Raw genomic sequence first — 19,129 nt, 5'->3', positions numbered from 1 at the left:
CCTTATCTTCAAGCTTCATCAAACTACAAAAGTATGTACAAAGCAAATGAAGATAGGTATGAAAATATGCCTTACCGAAGATGTGGAAGAAGTGGATTATTGCTACCTGCCATTTCCTTAGGATTATGGCACAATTTCGGACATGTTGATCTTTACGACAATTTCAAGCAAATACTATTCAGAGCATTCGACAGAGGAATTACACATTTCGATTTGGCCAACAATTACGGTCCGCCTCCAGGTTCGGCCGAAGAAAACTTTGGAAAGATCCTACGTGAACATCTGAGTCATTACCGCGATGAAATGATCATTTCCACCAAAGCAGGATATCACATGTGGTCAGGCCCATATGGTGATTGGGGATCACGCAAGTATTTGATAGCAAGTCTTGATCAAAGTTTAAAGCGAATGGGTTTGGATTATGTGGACATCTTCTACTCGCACCGACCAGATCCCAATACGCCACTTGAAGAGACCATGATGGCTTTGGATCATGTGGTACGACAAGGCAAAGCTTTATACGCAGGAATTTCTAACTACAATGCAGATCAAACTCGAGAAGCAGCAAGAATTCTGCGTGAATTGGGTACTCCTTGCCTGATTCATCAACCAAGATACTCGATGTTCGATCGTTGGGTTGAGGGTGGATTATTGGATCAGATCGAAAAGGATGGAATTGGTTCAATCGTCTTCTCTCCTCTTGCCCAAGGATTGCTTACCAACAAATACCTTAAAGGGATTCCGGAAAATTCACGAGCTGCCAAATCTCACGGTTTCTTACAAAAAGAGCAGATTACCGATAAGGTAATTGATAAAGTAAAAGCCTTAAACCAAATGGCAGAAAAAAGAGGACAAAGCCTGGCACAAATGGCCATTGCATGGCTATTGAAAGATGAGCGAGTAACTTCTGTTCTGATTGGAGCTAGTTCGGTTGCTCAACTCGATCAGAATATTGATAGTATCAACAACCTAGACTTTGAGATTTTTGAATTGGAAGAAATTGAAGAAATCTTAACGATTGAGATCTAAGTACAGATAATTAAATGGTAAGCCTTTTGATTTGCAATCTGTCATTTATAGAATGTATTGAATGCACTTTCCATTTATTTCATTTTTAAGACTCTTTATGATTTGGAGTGGGTAATTCTTTAGATTCATTATTATATACCTTTTCCTTGTTCCATTCACCAAAGTGGGCATTGGAAGGTCAAGCTGATTAGACACAGAAAAATTTTTAGTAAGACGGGGAAGCTGAGAACTTGTTCGAAGATCACCCCACCGCACTTAAATTTTTCAAGTATAAATAGTTTGAGCTTACACGCCCTAGATTTTTTGCATCCTTTTTCATCAATGGAAAAAGGGTGAGCCATGCGGCTCGAGCAAAGCGAAGTTAAACTAAAGAATTGTAGGATAATTTGTTCAAATAATGATTGATTTATTTACCCACTATATTCTATTAGTACCACTTTTATTTAATAAACAATAATTTTTTGACCTCAAATCCAAAATTTTTGACCTCGATCGTGGTTCAACCCACGCTTGAGGTTAAAAATTTTAGGAGCAAGTGTGGTTCGAGGTACAGTTTGGATCAAACTTTTTAACAAATAGGTGGGTAAAGACACACTTCGTGTTAAAATTTTTAATCGAAACCGTGTCTTTTTTAAGCCCAAGTGTGTCTCGAACCACGATACATGGTGTCTTTTTTAACAAGGATTCACATTTCTATATACTTTCTGGCTAGCTGAATATACCCATTCAGTTGATTCCAATACAATATCCCGAAGCATTAGGGATCATTTTGCTCCTATTATCATGAAATAAATTTATGTATGAAAATTATTTGTTGATTGGTACTTTTTTGTTAATTTCAAACTTGATTTATTGTACAATTAAAATAATTGCCATATGAAATTATTAAAACCCTACGTAAATTTGATCAAATCAGCATCAAATGGAGTTTACACACTTAATTCCGTAGTATCGGTACCAAAAGGCTATGCTTTAAATACTCTTAGCCAAGGAGAAATTGAAAAAGGTGGTAAAAAGTTTTGGGCAGTTACTGCAACCATTACCTCTAATGGAAGTGTTGGAACAGAAATCGCTGAATTCTCAGTACCATTGGAACAAGGTCCAACCAATGAAATTAAAACCGTTAGCATGGTAATGGTGGATACAGCATTAATGGCCAATCCTGCAGAAGACAATAGCACTGATGTGGATTATGATGATGCAGAAGGAAGTGTTTAATTAATTTAAACAAGAGGGAGGTATATTTCTTCCTCTTGTTATTTCAATTTCTTATATTAGTATTTTAAAGAAAGCTTAAAAATGAATCGATTTAGAACTTTATTATTACTAATATTTACATCTTCTGCATTATTAGCTCAAAAAATTGATATCGTTGAAAAAAAATTAAATTCACCACTTTCAGACAAATCAAAAATAGATTTTCTAATTGATTGGTCTAAAAAGAACTACAAGAGTAATCTTAAGGAAGCAATACATTACTGTCAAATTGCTTGTGCTAATGCTAAAAAGAACTCTTATATTGAAGGAGTGGCTAAGTCCCATTTTCAATTTGGCCGTATACATTACCACAAAGAAGATTTCAAAGTAGCTCTAGATCATTATAACAAGGCAATAGAAAACTTTGTTCTAATTGGAGACTCTCTAAATACTAATAAAGTTTACATAAATAGATCTTTAACATATAAAAGACTAGATTGCTATCATCAAGCATTGAACGATAATCTTAATGCACTGCAATATTTTGAAATAAAGAAAAATTATAATTTAATATCAATAATTAACAATAACATTGGAATAATTTATAAACATCTTAAAGAATATCCTAAAGCATTAAATTATTATCAAAAATCAGCTAGTGTTAGTACAGATAATAATTTAATCTCTTCTCTTTACAATTCAAACACCAATATTGCCAACATTTACTCCATCCAAAATAAGTTTCAGAAAGCCTTAAGCTATCACAAGAAAAACATAGATATACTTAAAGCAGAGCCCAACAAATATCGCCTGGCGCAAACTTACCACAACATTGGTGCTTGTTTTCTTGAGATGAAACAATACGCCATAGCTATTGACTACCTAAAACGGAGTTTACAATTAAAAGAAGAAATTGGAAATAAAAACTTAATCATTACCTCTTTAAATGGATTGTCTCAAGCAAACTATCAGATGAACAATCTGGAAGATGCGTTATCTTATAGCAGAAGAGCATATCAATTGGGAAAAGAGGTTGGTAATATGGAATTACAAAAAAATAGCACCAAAGAAATTTTCAAAATTTACACACATAAAAACCTCGCTGATAGTGCAATTTTTTATTTTGACATTCATGAGAATTTACGTGATAGCATTATTAACAAAGAAATCTATAAACAAGTTTCCGAAATCCAGACCAAATACGAAGCTGAAAAAAAAGAAGCGCAGATTGCAATATTGGAGAAAGAAAACAATAGCAAAGCCATGCAACGAAATGCTTTGTTTGTGATTCTGATATTGATTGGAGGATATGCGGGATTTATTGTCTATTCGTATAACAGGAACAAAAAATTAACAAGATTGCTTGGAATGCAGAAGTCGCGTATTGAATGGTCAAAAGAACTTCTCGATCATAGGAATAAAGAATTAAAATTGTCGAACCAAACCAAAAACAAACTGTTCCAAATCATTTCTCACGATTTGCGTTCTCCTTTGGCTTCGGTATCGGGCATTTCCCATTTAATACAAATTCTTTTAAAGCAAGGAAGGTATCACGAATTGGATGAAACCAGCCAGGATTTGAACGAATGCGTAACCCGTGTTCTTAACCTTACCGATAACCTTTTGTCCTGGTCTTTAAATCAATCTGGCAAATTGCCTTTTACTCCTGTCATTATTCCGGTTAAGAATCTATTGTCCGGCATACTGGAAATCTACAAAACTGGCGCTCAACAAAAGAATATATTGCTGGAACTATCCATTTCGCAAAACCTTTTTGTGTATGCCGACCGACCCATGTTGGAAACCGTGGTTCGTAACCTTTTAAATAATGCCTTAAAATTTACACCCGAGGGTGGCTTAATCGTTCTTGGGGCTGAAATGAAAGCAGATCATACCGAAATCTGGATTGAAGACAATGGCGTAGGCATATCGGATGAAGCAATTTCTCTCATATTTGAATTGGATACTAGCAGTAGTGGAACACGCGGAGAAAAAGGAAATGGATTGGGCTTGATACTTTGTAAGGATTTTATCGAGAGAAATCATGGTAAAATTTGGGTAGAAAGCGAAGAAGGACAAGGAACAACCTTCAGGTTTACAGTGCCGAATGCCGAAAAAATCTATACAGAGGAATCTTTATCTCATCAATAAAATAGTATTCATTTTTAACTTGTAGAGACGTAGCATGCTACGTCTTTACTTTTATGCGGACTATTTATTTACAAAAACTTCATAGCCCATTTGTTTTATGGAAAGAGAATAATTACTAATTTTGCGCCCTGAATTAATAAAAGGTCTAGATAAAATGATTTCAGTTTCAAACTTATCAATTCAATTCGGGAAAAAACCCCTTTTCCAGGATGTTAATATAAAATTTACTCCAGGTAACTGCTATGGAGTTATTGGTGCTAATGGCGCTGGTAAGTCAACTTTTCTTAAAATTATTTCGGGAGAATTAGATTCTACTACAGGAAAAGTAATGATGGAACCAGGTGAAAGGATGGCTGTTCTAAAGCAGAACCACTTCGAATTCGACGAATTTACGGTATTGGATACTGTAGTGATGGGACATGCTGAACTTTGGGCTATCATGCAGGAAAAAAATGCCATTTACGCCAAGCCTGATTTTTCGGAAGAAGATGGAATTAAAGCATCTGAGTTGGAAGAGAAATTTGCCGAAATGGATGGTTGGAATGCTGAAAGCGATGCTGCAGAACTTTTAAGTGGTCTTGGCATAAAAGAAGCGTTTCACTATAGAACCATGAAGGAATTGAGTGGTAAGGAAAAAGTACGTGTATTGCTTGCACAGGCACTTTTCGGTAATCCGGATAACTTACTTCTGGATGAGCCTACCAACGACCTTGACCTTGAAACTGTAATGTGGTTGGAAAACTATTTGGCCAACTTTAACAATACTGTGATTGTTGTATCTCACGACCGTCACTTCCTGGATTCGGTATGTACTGATATTGTAGATATCGACTTCGGAAAAGTTAAGATGTTCTCAGGTAACTACTCGTTCTGGTACGAGTCTAGTCAGCTGGCAGCTCGTCAGCAGGCACAGCAGAACAAAAAAGCAGAAGAGAAGAAAAAAGAGCTTCAGGAGTTTATTTCTCGATTTAGTGCCAATGTTGCAAAATCGAAGCAAACTACTTCTCGTAAGAAGATGTTAGAGAAATTGAACATTGAAGACATTCAACCATCAACTCGCCGTTACCCTGGTATTATTTTCCAGCAGGAACGTGAAGCTGGTGATAAAATTTTCTCATGTACAGGATTGAGCAAAAGCATCGAGGGAGAAACCTTATTTAAGGATGTTGAGTTCACCATCGAAAAAGGAGAAAAAGTGGTATTCCTTTCAAAAGATCCTCGTGCAATGTCTGCTCTGTTTGATATCATCAATGGAGAAGCGAAAGCAGATAGCGGATCATATGAATGGGGTGTTACCATTACTCCAGCTTACTTGCCATTAGATAACTCAAGCTTCTTCCAGGAACCAGTTACTTTGATAGATTGGTTGGCACAATACTCTAATGACACCAGCGAAATTTACTTGCGTGGATATTTGGGTAAAATGTTGTTCTCTGGTGAGGATATCTACAAAAAAGCAGATGTTCTTTCTGGAGGTGAAAAAGTACGCTGTATGGTATCAAGAATGATGCTTAAAGATGCCAACTTATTGATTTTGGATACTCCAACCAACCACTTGGATTTGGAATCCATTCAATCGTTCAACAATGCGCTTATCAACTTTGGCGGAACTGTATTGATGTCATCTCATGACCATGAGTTTATTCAAACCGTAAGTACACGTATTATCGAATTAACTCCAAATGGAATTATCGATAAATTAATGGATTACGATGACTACATTACAAACGAGAAGATTAAAGAGCAACGTGAGAAAATGTATCAGGTATAAGTCTATATAAACCTTCAATAATTCATCCCCCGGGCGTTCGCGCTTGGGGGATCTTTTTTTCAGTGATCAATGAGCAGTAATCCGTGATCCGCAAATTATATAATCTAATATTATTCATTCTTCATTAATAATTGCTTATTAAGAATTGTTCTACTATATTTGCATCACTACAAAAACAACCCATCATCTGTATTTTTCGAAATACATAAAAACACAATACTTTATGATTCCAAAAATTGAACGTGCTACAATCGTAGTATTAGATAGCGCAGGTGTTGGTTATTTACCAGATGCTGAAGAATTTGGTGATGTTGGATCGAACACCATCGGAAATATTGCAAAACATTGCGGAGGTATCAGCCTGCCTAACATGCAAAAACTTGGTTTAGGTAACATCATCGATATTGATGGTGTTGAGCCTGAAAACAATGTAAATGGAGCTTATGGAAAAGCTGCTGAAGCATCAAAGGGAAAAGATACAACTACAGGCCACTGGGAAATTGCCGGTGTAAAACTTGAAAAAGCCTTCCCTACTTATACCAATGGATTTTCTGAAGAAACCATCAAGTTGTTTGAGGAAAGAACCGGTAGAAAAGTAATGGCAAACAAGCCAGCTTCGGGAACAGCAATTCTTGATGAATATGGCGATGAGCAAATGAAAAAAGGAAATTGGATTGTTTACACATCTGCCGACCCTGTTTTTCAGATTGCAGCACACGAAGAAGTAATTCCTTTGGAAGAGTTGTATAGAGCTTGTGAAATTGCTTTAGAGATTTGCTCTGAGCATGAACCAGTAGCTCGTGTAATTGCACGCCCATATTTGGGAAGTGGAAAAGGTAACTTTACTCGTACTCCCAATCGTCATGATTATTCGGTTACGCCACCACAGCCAACGGTATTAGATCGTTTAAAAGAGAATGGCTTGGATGTGATTGGAATTGGTAAAACCAAAGATATTTTTGCAGGACAAGGAATTACCGATTCAAGAGGAACCAACAAAGATAATGTGGATGGCATTGAAAAAACGCTTGTTGCTCTTGAGGAAGATTCTAAAGGTTTAATCTTTACCAACCTTGTTGATTTTGACATGGTATATGGGCACAGAAGAAATCCTGAGGGATACAAAGATGCTTTGGAAGAATTCGATAAATATCTGCCTCAAATTCAAGAAAAGCTAAAAGAAGATGAAATTCTGATTTTAACCGCAGACCACGGTTGTGATCCAACCTACAAAGGAACCGATCATACAAGGGAATACATTCCTTTAATGGTATATGGTAAGCAAATCAAACAGAATGTTAATTTGGGAACCAGAACTACTTTCGCTGATATTGCAGCAACAATTGAAGAATTGTTATTAGGCAATAAAATTGAAGGAAGTTTTGCCAAAGACCTATACTAAAAGTTTTCAAACCAATAAAAAGAGCTGTTTCACAATCGAAACAGCTCTTTTGTTATTTATGAATGAAGCTTGCATAAAACCTTCTTTATTTTATCAGAATCTGCTTCGTAATATTCAAATTCAGGAATACTTCCCTCTCCTCCCATATTGATATTCGGATTCTGGTATTTCATCTTACTTTTCACCAGTTTTTTTGCAGAACAATGGAACTCACTGGCTCCAGTAATTTCTTTTAGCTTACCGATATTATTTTCGTTTACACCACTTCCCGGCATGATAATGATTCTGCCTTCTGCTCTATCCACAAGCTCTTTCAACAAGTCAATTCCCTCTTCTGCTGTTTGCATTCCACCTGAAGTAAGAATTCTACCCACGCCCATTTCAATTAGCTCTTGCAATGCCTCAAAATGATTTTCAACCATATCGAATGCTCTGTGGAAGGTAAAACTCATTGGTTTTGCCAAATCAACCAGTTCTTTTGTTCTCTCTCTGTCAATTTTTCCATCTGCAAGCAAAACTCCTGATACAACACCTTCTACTCCTTCTTCTTTACACGAAAGAATATCCTTCTTCATGCATTCAAATTCGATATCTGAATAACAAAAATCGGCACCTCTAGGCCTAATGATAACATGTACCGGAATACTTAGTTTTTCTTTTACCAATTGTATAGTAGCCAAACTTGGTGTTGTACCACCTTCATAAACACCTGCACATAATTCAATACGATTCGCACCAGCTTGCTCAGCAATTATTGCTGACTTCACAGAATAACAACAAATTTCTAACATTCTATCAAATTTCTTTTCTTGGATTAAGATTTGAAAAGGTAAAAGTAATTTTCTCTCCTCACAAAACACAATAAATTTTAAAATGGAATCGTATTCCATACTAATTGGCTGATTTAACAAGCTTTAATTTTATAAATTACGTAAAAAGAACTTTTTTCATTAATTTGTTGTGGATTGATTAACCCAGATTTACCAGACATGATCCACCAAAAACCAATTTTACTATTCCTTAGTATTTTGTTGTCATTGGGTAATATTTTTGCACAACAAAATAACATTCGTTTTAAACGCATCACAATTAATGATGGACTGTCGCTTAGTTCTGTTTATTGTATCTTTCAAGATTCTAACGGATTCATGTGGTTTGGAACCGAAGATGGTTTAAATCGATACGATGGTAGAAACTTTGTGATATACCGAAGTGATCCTGACAACTTAAATACCATAACTCACAAATGGATAGAGCAGATATTTGAGGATAGCAAAGGAAAACTTTGGTTCGGTTCAAGAGGTGGTCTTACTCGATTTGATCCTGTTAATGAACAATTTACTCAATTTAGAGGCGTTGGAAGTAACAAAACTTTAACAAACGATACAATTACCCACTTGTATGAGGATTCTCATAATCGCTTGTGGATTGGAACTTTAAATGGAATCAATTGCATTGACATAGCAAAGTTAAGTACCATTAACATTAAAAACTCCAAAAATGTCTCCTCCAGAATCAATGGAATTCTCCAGGTAAATTCTAATGAAATTTTAATCGCAACAGATATTGGATTATACTCATACAACCAAGAATCCAATCAAATCATAAAAGAAAAACTTTCTGATTCCCAGGAAGACTTACGAATAACTACTTTGGTTCAAACAGCTAGATCCGTTTTAGTAGGAACCAACAATGGATTTTATATTCTTGATAAAAATCTAAAAGCAAAGCCTCAGTATTTCCTAAAAGATATTGAAGTGGACAGAATAATACTCAACAAGGACTCGACAATATGGATTTCTACCGATAAAGCATTACTGTACAAAACTAAAGATGCTGTGGCATTCAAGAAAGCAGTAAAATCATTCGAATCAACAAATAGCCTTTCCATTAACACAGCTCCCCCACTAATAATGGATAAAAACAACAATTTATGGTTTGGCACATTTGGTTCAGGCTTATTTCGACTAGATCCCGACGGGCAGAGAAAATATCACTACAAAAATAACTCAGCAGATTCGCAAAGCCTATCTGAAAACTCCATTAATTGTATTTTCGAAGACAAAAATGGAGTAATTTGGATTGGAACCTTTGGTGCAGGTATTAGCATCTACGATCCGCAGTTGCATAAATTCAATTTATTAAAACAAGATCCTTTAGACCGAAATAGTTTACCTGGTAATTTTATTTGGACCATCTGTGAAGATAGAGATTCCAATGTTTGGATTGGAACAAACCACCATGGACTTACCAAATATCAGGTAAGTCAAGATACATTTATCAGGTACGATTTTAGACAATCCCCAAAACTTCCACATAAAGCCATCCGAAAAATTTATGAAGATCAAAAAGGACTTATCTGGATTGGTACTGATGGTGATGGGCTCATTCGCTTTAATCCAATGAATGGGAAAAGAAAATACTACAAAAATGACTTAAACAACAAGCAATCGATTAGTAACAATTCTGTTCGAGTAATATTTGAGGACAGTGAGGGTTTACTTTGGATTGGCACACAAAATGGCTTAAACCTATTCGATCCGGAAACAGAAAAATTCACACAATTTAAACACTCAGATAATGATCCCAACAGCATTTCCCATAATTTTGTTTATTCAGTAATTTTCGAAGATGCAAAAGGGAATATTTGGATAGGAACCTATGGCGGAGGCTTAAATGTATACAACAAACAATCTAAATTATTCAGAAGCTATACCTATACCAGCAATTCGCAAAACACAATTTCGGATGATGTGGTATTCTCAATTTACGAAGAAGAAAATGGAACTTTGTGGATTGGAACAAACAACAAGTTAAACAAGTTTAATCCCAACACTGAACAGTTTGAACATTTTGGAACAGAAGACGGATTGCCAAATAATGTTATTTATGGAGTTCTTCCCGACAACAAAAACAATTTATGGCTCAGCACCAATTATGGAATATGTAAGTTCTCATTAAAAAACTATTCCTGCAATAATTTTGATGTTCATGATGGATTGCAAAGCAATGAATTTAATGGCGGCGCATTCCATAAAGGAAAAAGTGGCTTGCTCTATTTTGGTGGAGTTTATGGACTAAATATTATAAATCCCAATAAAGAAATTACAGAAAACGCAATATATGATGCGGTACTCACAAAACTCGAAATCCATGGTCAACCTGTAAATGTTGTACCATTAAAATCAAATGGCAATAAAATATCATACAACAAAGAAAATGACTCTTATGGTTTTTCGAAAAGTATAGCCTTTACTGATTCAATAGAATTGGATTTTGAACATCGATTTATTTCATTTGAATTCTCCACCTTATCCAACTTTACTCCCGACAAGGTAAATTATGCCTATAGACTTAAAGGTTTGGAAAAAAAATGGGTGTATTCTGAAAAAAGGAATTTTGCCTCCTACTCCAACCTATCTCCAAGTAATTACACTTTTCAAGTAATTGCACAAAATCCTTACGGAAAATGGAGCGAAACTCCCAGAGAGTTACAAATAATCATTCACCCTCCTTTTTACATGACTTGGTGGTTTATTCTTCTTCTTGCACTGATAGTTAGTGGAATAATTATTTTTGTATACGGATATCTTTTAAACATCAAAACCAACAAATTACTCAGTGCACAAAACGAGAAAATTAAAATTGCCAATAAAAATCTAAAAGAATCGGAACAAAACCTAAAAGAGTTAGTTGCCACCAAAGACAAGTTTTTTAGGATTATATCACATGATTTAAAAAATCCATTTACCAGCTTGCTCTCAATTAGTGAAATGATTCATGAGAATTACGAATATGTAGATGAGGAAGAGAAACAAATTGGCATTCGAAAAATACATGAATCTGTTAAGCACATTTTTAATTTACTAGAAAACCTTCTTACCTGGTCGCGTTCGCAAACCGGAAAAATTAGTTTTGAACCCAGTGAATTTGATTTGTGTGAATTGATATCTGACACCATAAGTCTATACGAAGCTTCGGCTGAAAAAAAGCAAATTAATCTAACGATATTTTGCCCTGAAGAAATAAGGGTGAAAGCTGATAGAAACATGTGTAGTTCTGTTTTAAGAAACCTGATTAATAATGCAATTAAATTTTCTCATAATAACAGCGAGGTTTCGGTAAACGTTATTCCGCACACCAATTTTCAAGAAATTCAAATCATTGATCAAGGCATTGGAATTGATAAGGAGAACATTGATAAACTATTCAGAATTGACCTTAAATATAAATCTTCAGGTACAGCAGGAGAAAAAGGCACAGGATTGGGACTAATACTTTGCAAGGAGTTTGTAGAAATCAATGGAGGCAAGATAAAAGTTGAAAGTAAATTAGGCGAAGGAAGTACATTTTTATTCACTCTTCCCTCTGCTTAATTTTTAAGAACCTGTTAAAATAAACTTCCTCCATTTGTATTTCACAAGAATTTAAAGATATTTGCATCTGTATTTATACAAATTTATAGCAAAGAAAAATCTGATGAGAGAAAAAGTTCTTCAACTGGCAAAAGAGAAAAATGCAGTTATCTTAGCACACTATTATCAAACTCCCGATATTCAGGAGATTGCGGATTTCAAAGGTGACAGTTTAGCGCTTGCACAAAAGGCAACTGAAGTAGATGCTGATATTATTTTGTTTGCAGGGGTTCATTTTATGGCCGAAACTGCAAAAATCCTTAATCCTAATACCAAAGTTCTTCTTCCTGATTTGGAAGCTGGATGCTCTTTGGCAGAATCTTGTCCTGCAGAAGATTTTGCAAAATTCAAAGTAAAATATCCCGACCACATGGTGATCTCATATATCAATTGTAGTGCAGAAATAAAGACTCTTTCTGATTTAATTTGCACATCGGGAAATGCTGTACAATTGATTGAATCATTGCCTAAAGATCAAAAAATTATTTTTGCTCCTGACAAAAACCTTGGTCGCTATATCAACGAAGTTACTGGTAGAGATATGGTTTTATGGGATGGGACTTGTGAAGTTCATGACATTCTTTCAGCGGAAAAAATCATGAAAATGAAAGTTGAAAATCCAGATGCAACTTTAATTGCTCACCCAGAATGTCCTCAGCCTGTTTTAATGCTCGCTGATTTTGTTGGCTCTACAACGGCGATGTTGAAATACACCAAAGAAAGTGATGCTCAAAAATTTATTGTTGCTACCGAAACTGGTATTTTACATCAAATGAAAAAAGATTCACCTGAAAAAGAATTTTTAATTGTTCCTGCCGATGAAACCTGCTCGTGCAACGATTGTGCATACATGAAATTGAATACCATGGAGAAAATTTATTTGGCTCTTAAAAATGAACAACCGGAAATCATCCTTCCTGATGATGTAATGGAAAATGCCAAAGCTCCAATTGTAAAAATGCTTGAAATGTCGAAACAGTTGAAACTGTAATTATATAAGAAAAGCCATCAAATATGATGGCTTTTTTATTATTCTTCTTTTATTTCTACTCCAGCTAATACACAAGCCTCTTTAAAATGTAATTCATCAACTGCCTTGTATAAAACTGCAAAGGCTGAGTGTATCCAAACTAATGATACAAATACACCTACAACAAGGCAAATAATTCCCAGAATTATAATAAAGAATGATAGAATGCCCATTCCAAAAATTGTCCAGAAATAACCTTTCGTAAGATAATAGCTTAGTTTAACTGCTTGAATTGGATCCACGTTTTTATCCATTACCAGATAAGGAACAAATACTAGTTTACACAACAGGTATATTCCAGGAATAATCAGTAATATAAATCCAAATCCAGTTATACCAATAACCAGTAAATGACTAAGAATAACTACCAGGTATTTTTTAAAGCCTGAAAGTATTTCTTCGAATTGTGGCTCTCTCTTTCTGGCTGCACTTAAATATATCCAGTCAAAACCATAATTAAATGGTGTAATGATCATCACATAGTAGACAAATCCTATTAAATTAAAAAAAGAAATTCCCAAAGAATAAGAATCACCAGCATTTTCAAGGTACTGCTTATACCCCATTGGAATATCTAGCAATGCTGCAAGAATAACTGCAAGAAAAAGAATCAAAAAATGATTCTTCAAAACCATCCATCCTTCCTGAAAACATCCCCCAATTGTAGGGTAAACTCTTAAAACCAGTTCCTCTTTACAGAAATCAATTTTCATATTAATTTAAATAATTAGTTGGGTATAGAATTGATTAAAATTAGGTATAAAAACCGAGATGTCTATGTTTATATGATTATTAATAAAATACATGTACAAACTCAAGTCTGTTAAATGTAAATAAAAAAACAATTTTCAATAGGGTAAATTCAAACTCATGCATCATAGTAATAGAAACAGGAAATTAAACGATCGTAATTCCATATTAACAGCAATAATATAAACAGATAAAATCATTTTGCCATGAGAACAAATTTTATTTCAAAAATTACCATTCTACTTTCGGCATTTTTATTATTGTCCTCCATTTCTGTATCAGCAGGAGAATGGAAGAAAAAAAAGAAGAAAGAAAAGAATAAGGTACAGCTTGTAATTGATACCTTAAAATACGATGTATATAAAGGTAAAGTACAGGATATAGATTCTAAAGATCCTCTAGTTTTTGCAACAGTTGCTGTAAAGGGTGTGAATGTAGCCACAGTTTCAAACAGCGAAGGTGAATTTACACTTAAAATTGCCAAAGGTTTACCGGTTAGCAAAATTGAAATTAGTCATGTAGGATACAAAAACCTTGAAGTTGATATCAAATCTTTAAAACCTAAGAAGAATGTATTGCAACTTCAAATGGCAGTTGTTCCTCTAAATGAAGTCAATATTTATCCTTTAGATCCTGAACAATTGGTAAGAAGAATATTAAAGAAAGTAGGTGAAAATTACTCTACAACACCTAATATGATGGAGGGATTCTACCGAGAAACCGTTCGTAAGAACAGAAGCTATGTAGCAATATCTGAAGCAGTTGTCAACATTCATAAGTCAGGCTATAAGCAAGCCAAATCAGACCAAGTACAGGTTTTTAAAGGAAGAAAAAGCCAAGACGTAAAGAAAATGGATACCCTTCTCTTTAAATTACAAGGTGGACCAGCCACTGCATTATTACTTGATGTAATTAAAAATCCATACAACTTGCTTTCAGAAGACTTTAGTCAAAGCTATAAGTTCAATTTAAAATCAATTACCCAGATTAATGGTAAATTACATTACGTAATTGAGTTTATCCAAAAAGAAGATATTGACATTCCTTTGTACTATGGATTACTTTATGTAGAAACTAAAAATTTAGCATTAACAAGTGCAAAATTCAGCTTGAATCTTGATAATCCGGAAGAAGCAAGTAAGTTATTTATTAGAAGAAAACCAATTGGTGTTAAGGTAATACCAACCTCGGCTGATTACATTGTAAACTATCATGAAACTGGAGGCAAGTGGTACTTTAACTATGCTCGTGGAGAAATCAATTTCAAATGTAATTGGAAAAGAAAACTATTCAATACCAACTACACAGCCATGACTGAAATTGCAATTACTGACAGAGATGAATCCAATGTTGTAAGATTCAATCGACATGATAAATTTAAATCAAATCAAGTAATGGTTGATGAGATTGGAAACTTTGCAGATAAGAATTTCTGGGGAGCACATAACACAATTGAACCAGATCAATCTATTGAGGCAGCAATTCGAAAATTAAAAAGAAAAGCTCGTTAAATCGAATTAACCTACTATTAACTGTTAAAGCACTAATGGAAAGAATTACAAACTCTTTATATGGGGATAACAAAGAGTAAACTGTGGTTCTTTCCATTAATTCCTTAAGAAAACATCGATAAATTATATTTTTAAATTAAACAGATCCTAAGGAATTAAAAACTAAATATCCTATATTAGAAAGTAATTAAACTAATATACAAGGAATACGAAAACGAGGATGTCGGAAGATACAAACGCCATATTATTAAGCATTCAAAAAGGCAATATAGAAGAGTTTGAAAAATTATTTAAGTTTTATTACCCACTGTTATGTCACTATGCAGTAAAATTTGTCAAAAATCCAGATCAAGCAGAAGAAGTTGTTCAGAATTTATTTTGCCAGATTTGGGAAGACAGAAAGAAACTCAAAATTCATAGCTCTTTTAAAGCTTATTTGTACAGAGCAACCTACTTAAATAGCTTGCAATACTTAAGAAAAAAAGGAATTAGAAACCAATACGAAAATCATTTAAAAAACACCAGAATTAACGATTCATCCACAAATCATAGCCTGGAGGAAAAGGAAATTCAAACGATTATACAAAACACACTATCAAACCTACCAGAAAGATGCAGTAAGATATTTAAAATGAGTAGATTTGAAGGATTAAAATATCATGAAATAGCTGACAAACTTTCCATATCGGTAAAAACCGTTGAAGCCAATATGGGCAAGGCTTTAAAGGCATTTCGCAAAAATTTAAAAGATTACGTTAGTATTATTGTGCTTTAAAATAAAATGAAGAACGAAACATCACATAACATTGAATGGGAAATCATTTCGAAGTATTTAAGCGGAGAAATGAGTGAGGAAGAAAAAGCAGCCTTTAAAAAGTTGATAGATTCAAACTCAGAATATGCTCAAATTGTTGCAGCATCAGAAAAGGATTTGGGCTTAATTAAGGATGTAATGCAAATCGGAGAACAATACAATGCGGATATTGCCTGGAGCAAAGTAAGCAGAAAAATTGCCGATAAGAAAAGTGGTAAAAGAATATCTCTAAATGCCAAGAGGGTTCTTCAGTTTGCAGCAATGATTATTGTAGTAATTGGCTTAGGTCTGCTTTCTAACAAAGTTTACAATGATTATCTATCACCTTATCAGACATTTATTTCGCAAGCTCATGAAAGTAACAAATCTATTGTTCTTGAAGATGGATCAACCGTTACTCTCAACGGAGAAGCCAAACTGGTTTACCCAAGAAAATTTAATGCTAACACCAGAAATGTAAGTCTGGAAGGTGAAGCATTTTTTGATATTGCAAAAAATCCAAACAAAGCTTTTATCATTACTGCAAAGGGTGCTGAAATTAAAGTCTTGGGAACATCTTTTAATGTAATTGCCAAGGATGATAAAGTTGAGGTTCTGGTTGAATCGGGTAAAGTTAAATTTTCAGAAATCAACAATAAGGAATCCGTTATACTAGAGAAAGGAGATTTTGCGATTTTAAAAGAAAGCTTACTAAGCAAAAGCTTAATGAACGACGATAATTACTTGTCATGGAAAACGCAAAAAATGGTATTCCGAAGAATGGAACTGAAAGAAGTTGCCAAAGTAATCGAAAGAACTTATCACGTTCAAATTCAGTTTGAAAGCGATGAAATTGCAAAAGAGAAAATTAATACCACTTTCGATCAGGAATCGCTTAGTCATGTTTTAAATAATATCTGTATGTCATTTAATTTGACATATGAGAAAAAAGGTCAAACCATCCTATTAAAAAAAGGAATTTAGTCATCTATGAACAATATTAGAACATATCAAAAATGCTTAATGAAAAAACATACAGTACTTTTCATTCTGCTATTGCTATGCTTTAATATAAATGCTCAAACTCATTTGTTGGACAAAAAGATAAACCTAAACTTATCTGAAACAACTATTGAAAATGCACTGGATAGCATTGAACAAAAAGCCCAATGTTACTTTACCTATAATGCAGACCTATTTAAAGATCGCAAACCTTTAGATATTAATATTAAAAGTGAAAAACTTTCAAGCGTATTAAGAAAATTAATTCCTGATAAAGACCTTAATTTTCATGTTACCAAAAAGCATATTGTAATTGTTCCTGTAAAAGAAACGCTGAATGTACCAGCACCTAAGGAAATTATACCATACATCTCCTACCGAAAACTTGCCGGTATTGTTACGGATCAGAATTCAAAAGAAGCCTTACCATATGCAAGTATTGGAATAAGGGGAAAACATGTAGGTACCATAACCAACCAAGATGGTGAATTCTCATTAAGTATATCTTCGGAGAACTTAAATGACACCTTGGTATTTTCATATGTTGGCTATCAAAATAAGGAAATTGTTGTATCGCATCTGAAGAACAATCAAATTGAAGTGGCGCTGAATGAAGATTTCATTTCACTTCAAGAAGTCATTATTCGCAATAATGACCCTTTGGTCTTGGTTCGTGCAGCTGTGAATAACATTTACAAAAACTATCCTCAAAAATCAACGAACCTAACCTCCTTTTACAGGGAATCGGTGATGAAAAATAACAAATACATGATTTATTTGGAATCAGTATTAGACATTTACAAAAACTCCTATTCTCAACAAACTGCATTGGAAAGAGTAAAAGTTTTTAAAAGTCGAAAAATCTATGATGTTACCAGATTAGATACCATTTCGTTTAGGCTAAAGGGTGGAATACAGGGGTGTTTACAATTAGATATTGTAAAAAACCTACCTGAGTTTCTGAACGAGGAATATACACACTTGTACAATTATCGTTTGGTAGATATCAGCACCTACAACAACCGTTCGGTATATATTATTGAGTTCAAACCAAAACCCAAACTAAGTGAACCTCTATTGGAAGGAAGATTATTTATTGAAACCAATAATCTGGCAATCATTCGTGCTGAATTTGGTTACGAAAAGTATCGATTGAATGAACTAAAAGACAGATTCATTGTAAAAGGCAGTTCAAAAACCAAGGCGAAACCAACTATGGTTAATTATGTAGTTAGTTATCGCGATATCAACGGGAAATATTATTTAAACCATACATTGGGGAATTTAAAATTCAAGGTGAAAAATAAAAAGAAATTGTTCTCCAGTTATTTCTCCACTTCATTCGAGATGGCAACTACAAATATAAAATCGGAGGATGTTGTTCGCTTTAAATACAGAGAATCCATACCACCAACAACCATCTTTTCCAATCACCGAACAACCTACGATCCTAAATTTTGGGGAAAAAGCAATTTTATAACACCCGAAGAGAACATTCAGGATGCCTTAAAAAGAATCAACAACAGCATGCAACAAATCGCTTTAGGCAAGTCGGGACCAAATTAACATGTGGTCCAAGTAAAATTAAGAATTGTTGTATCTTTCGAGAAATTATTGAATTGAAAGTATGCCTTGGACTTGTCCCAATTGTAAGAGAACTCTTTCCGGACCAAATCAATATCATTCGTGTTATATTACCGATAAGGAAACACATACCAAGAAAATGGGTACTCGTGTAATGGAGACCTTTACACTATTAGAAGAATATGTGAACACTTTCGAAAATATCGAAATTTTGTACCTTAAAACCTGCATTCAGTTTAAAATTGGTGCAAATTTCTTATCCGTTTACCCTAAAAAAGATCGACTCGTATTGGAATATCAACTCCATCAGGAAAAAGATGTTTTCCCTGTAATCTTTTGTAAACGAATATCTAAAAACAGAGTGCTTCATAGGCTTGTAATAGCCGAACCAGAAGATTTCGATACACAAATAAAGGATTGGATAAAGGCTGCCTATTGGACTGTTAGGAAAAAATAATTTATATTTTTGCTTCTCCTCTAATTACAATTGAAAT

Annotated in this window: 14 protein-coding genes; 12 read left to right on the top strand and 2 right to left on the bottom strand. The window is 34.2% G+C overall.

Features of this window, described 5'->3' with window-relative positions; all coding sequences use genetic code 11:
- Positions 1–33 precede the first annotated feature (33 nt).
- The 5 genes from mgrA to ACKPCA_RS04450 all read left to right on the top strand — a co-directional run bounded on the left by mgrA (position 34) and on the right by ACKPCA_RS04450 (position 7,550).
- Entirely contained in the window at positions 34–1,029 is a 996-nt protein-coding gene (gene mgrA / locus ACKPCA_RS04470; RefSeq protein WP_321281641.1) for an L-glyceraldehyde 3-phosphate reductase, read from the top strand.
- Between the two features lie 876 nt (positions 1,030–1,905).
- A complete protein-coding gene (locus tag ACKPCA_RS04465) occupies positions 1,906–2,247 on the top strand; it encodes a hypothetical protein (RefSeq protein ID WP_321281640.1) in 342 nt (113 codons plus the stop codon).
- Positions 2,248–2,328: 81 nt separating this feature from the next.
- The gene (locus ACKPCA_RS04460; protein WP_321281639.1) at positions 2,329–4,377 is read left to right on the top strand and encodes an ATP-binding protein; all 2,049 of its coding nucleotides are present in this window, start codon (positions 2,329–2,331) and stop codon (positions 4,375–4,377) included.
- Between the two features lie 154 nt (positions 4,378–4,531).
- A complete protein-coding gene (locus ACKPCA_RS04455; protein ID WP_054718180.1) occupies positions 4,532–6,148 on the top strand; it encodes an ABC-F family ATP-binding cassette domain-containing protein in 1,617 nt (538 codons plus the stop codon).
- A gap of 223 nt (positions 6,149–6,371) precedes the next feature.
- A complete protein-coding gene (locus tag ACKPCA_RS04450; protein ID WP_321281638.1) occupies positions 6,372–7,550 on the top strand; it encodes a phosphopentomutase in 1,179 nt (392 codons plus the stop codon).
- A gap of 56 nt (positions 7,551–7,606) precedes the next feature.
- Here the strand turns inward: ACKPCA_RS04450 and ACKPCA_RS04445 are convergent, their stop codons facing one another.
- Entirely contained in the window at positions 7,607–8,317 is a 711-nt protein-coding gene (locus tag ACKPCA_RS04445) for a copper homeostasis protein CutC (RefSeq protein WP_321281637.1), read from the bottom strand.
- 222 nt (positions 8,318–8,539) lie between these two features.
- On the opposite strand from ACKPCA_RS04445, the gene ACKPCA_RS04440 reads away from it, so the two are divergent.
- Both ACKPCA_RS04440 and nadA read left to right on the top strand, forming a co-directional pair.
- On the top strand, positions 8,540–11,926 hold the full coding sequence (locus tag ACKPCA_RS04440) for a ligand-binding sensor domain-containing protein (protein ID WP_321281636.1): 3,387 nt from the start codon (positions 8,540–8,542) through the stop codon (positions 11,924–11,926).
- A 103-nt stretch (positions 11,927–12,029) separates the two neighbouring features.
- Positions 12,030–12,956 carry a quinolinate synthase NadA gene (nadA, locus tag ACKPCA_RS04435; protein WP_321281635.1) on the top strand — a complete coding sequence of 309 codons (927 nt, stop codon included), beginning with the start codon at positions 12,030–12,032 and terminating at the stop codon, positions 12,954–12,956.
- A gap of 38 nt (positions 12,957–12,994) precedes the next feature.
- On the opposite strand, the gene ACKPCA_RS04430 is transcribed toward nadA, so the two are convergent.
- Positions 12,995–13,708, bottom strand: a complete 714-nt coding sequence (locus tag ACKPCA_RS04430) for a hypothetical protein (RefSeq protein ID WP_321281634.1) — start codon at positions 13,706–13,708, stop codon at positions 12,995–12,997.
- 243 nt (positions 13,709–13,951) lie between these two features.
- Here ACKPCA_RS04430 and ACKPCA_RS04425 point away from each other — a divergent pair, with 243 nt between their 5' ends.
- The 5 genes from ACKPCA_RS04425 (at position 13,952) to ACKPCA_RS04405 (ending at position 19,092) form a co-directional block, all read left to right on the top strand.
- A complete protein-coding gene (locus ACKPCA_RS04425) occupies positions 13,952–15,256 on the top strand; it encodes a carboxypeptidase-like regulatory domain-containing protein (RefSeq protein ID WP_321281633.1) in 1,305 nt (434 codons plus the stop codon).
- Positions 15,257–15,476: 220 nt separating this feature from the next.
- The gene (locus tag ACKPCA_RS04420; RefSeq protein WP_321281632.1) at positions 15,477–16,031 is read left to right on the top strand and encodes an RNA polymerase sigma-70 factor; all 555 of its coding nucleotides are present in this window, start codon (positions 15,477–15,479) and stop codon (positions 16,029–16,031) included.
- A gap of 6 nt (positions 16,032–16,037) precedes the next feature.
- Positions 16,038–17,033 (top strand): FecR family protein, encoded by a 996-nt coding sequence (locus ACKPCA_RS04415; protein WP_321281631.1) that lies wholly within the window; start codon positions 16,038–16,040, stop codon positions 17,031–17,033.
- Positions 17,034–17,072: 39 nt separating this feature from the next.
- Complete coding sequence (locus tag ACKPCA_RS04410; RefSeq protein WP_321281630.1) at positions 17,073–18,617, top strand: carboxypeptidase-like regulatory domain-containing protein; 1,545 nt, start codon at positions 17,073–17,075, stop codon at positions 18,615–18,617.
- Positions 18,618–18,678: 61 nt separating this feature from the next.
- Complete coding sequence (locus tag ACKPCA_RS04405) at positions 18,679–19,092, top strand: DUF5655 domain-containing protein (RefSeq protein WP_321281629.1); 414 nt, start codon at positions 18,679–18,681, stop codon at positions 19,090–19,092.
- Positions 19,093–19,129 lie beyond the last annotated feature (37 nt).

It is taken from the genome of Marinifilum fragile, assembly GCF_963677365.1.
Classification (GTDB): Bacteria; Bacteroidota; Bacteroidia; order Bacteroidales; family Marinifilaceae; genus Marinifilum; species Marinifilum fragile.
Note: the sequence above shows the minus strand (reverse complement) of the source record. Positions and strands in the feature narration are given on the sequence as shown.

What these genes read in the sequence shown, in the direction of transcription:
- ACKPCA_RS04415 (WP_321281631.1), top strand. Translation starts at nt 16,038, where the DNA reads ATGAAGAACGAAACATCACATAACATTGAATGGGAAATCATTTCGAAG.
- mgrA (WP_321281641.1), top strand. Translation starts at nt 34, where the DNA reads ATGTACAAAGCAAATGAAGATAGGTATGAAAATATGCCTTACCGAAGA.
- ACKPCA_RS04455 (WP_054718180.1), top strand. Translation starts at nt 4,532, where the DNA reads ATGATTTCAGTTTCAAACTTATCAATTCAATTCGGGAAAAAACCCCTT.
- ACKPCA_RS04410 (WP_321281630.1), top strand. Translation starts at nt 17,073, where the DNA reads ATGAAAAAACATACAGTACTTTTCATTCTGCTATTGCTATGCTTTAAT.
- ACKPCA_RS04420 (WP_321281632.1), top strand. Translation starts at nt 15,477, where the DNA reads ATGTCGGAAGATACAAACGCCATATTATTAAGCATTCAAAAAGGCAAT.
- nadA (WP_321281635.1), top strand. Translation starts at nt 12,030, where the DNA reads ATGAGAGAAAAAGTTCTTCAACTGGCAAAAGAGAAAAATGCAGTTATC.
- ACKPCA_RS04465 (WP_321281640.1), top strand. Translation starts at nt 1,906, where the DNA reads ATGAAATTATTAAAACCCTACGTAAATTTGATCAAATCAGCATCAAAT.
- ACKPCA_RS04405 (WP_321281629.1), top strand. Translation starts at nt 18,679, where the DNA reads ATGCCTTGGACTTGTCCCAATTGTAAGAGAACTCTTTCCGGACCAAAT.
- ACKPCA_RS04460 (WP_321281639.1), top strand. Translation starts at nt 2,329, where the DNA reads ATGAATCGATTTAGAACTTTATTATTACTAATATTTACATCTTCTGCA.
- ACKPCA_RS04430 (WP_321281634.1), bottom strand. Translation starts at nt 13,708, where the DNA reads ATGAAAATTGATTTCTGTAAAGAGGAACTGGTTTTAAGAGTTTACCCT.
- ACKPCA_RS04440 (WP_321281636.1), top strand. Translation starts at nt 8,540, where the DNA reads ATGATCCACCAAAAACCAATTTTACTATTCCTTAGTATTTTGTTGTCA.
- ACKPCA_RS04450 (WP_321281638.1), top strand. Translation starts at nt 6,372, where the DNA reads ATGATTCCAAAAATTGAACGTGCTACAATCGTAGTATTAGATAGCGCA.
- ACKPCA_RS04425 (WP_321281633.1), top strand. Translation starts at nt 13,952, where the DNA reads ATGAGAACAAATTTTATTTCAAAAATTACCATTCTACTTTCGGCATTT.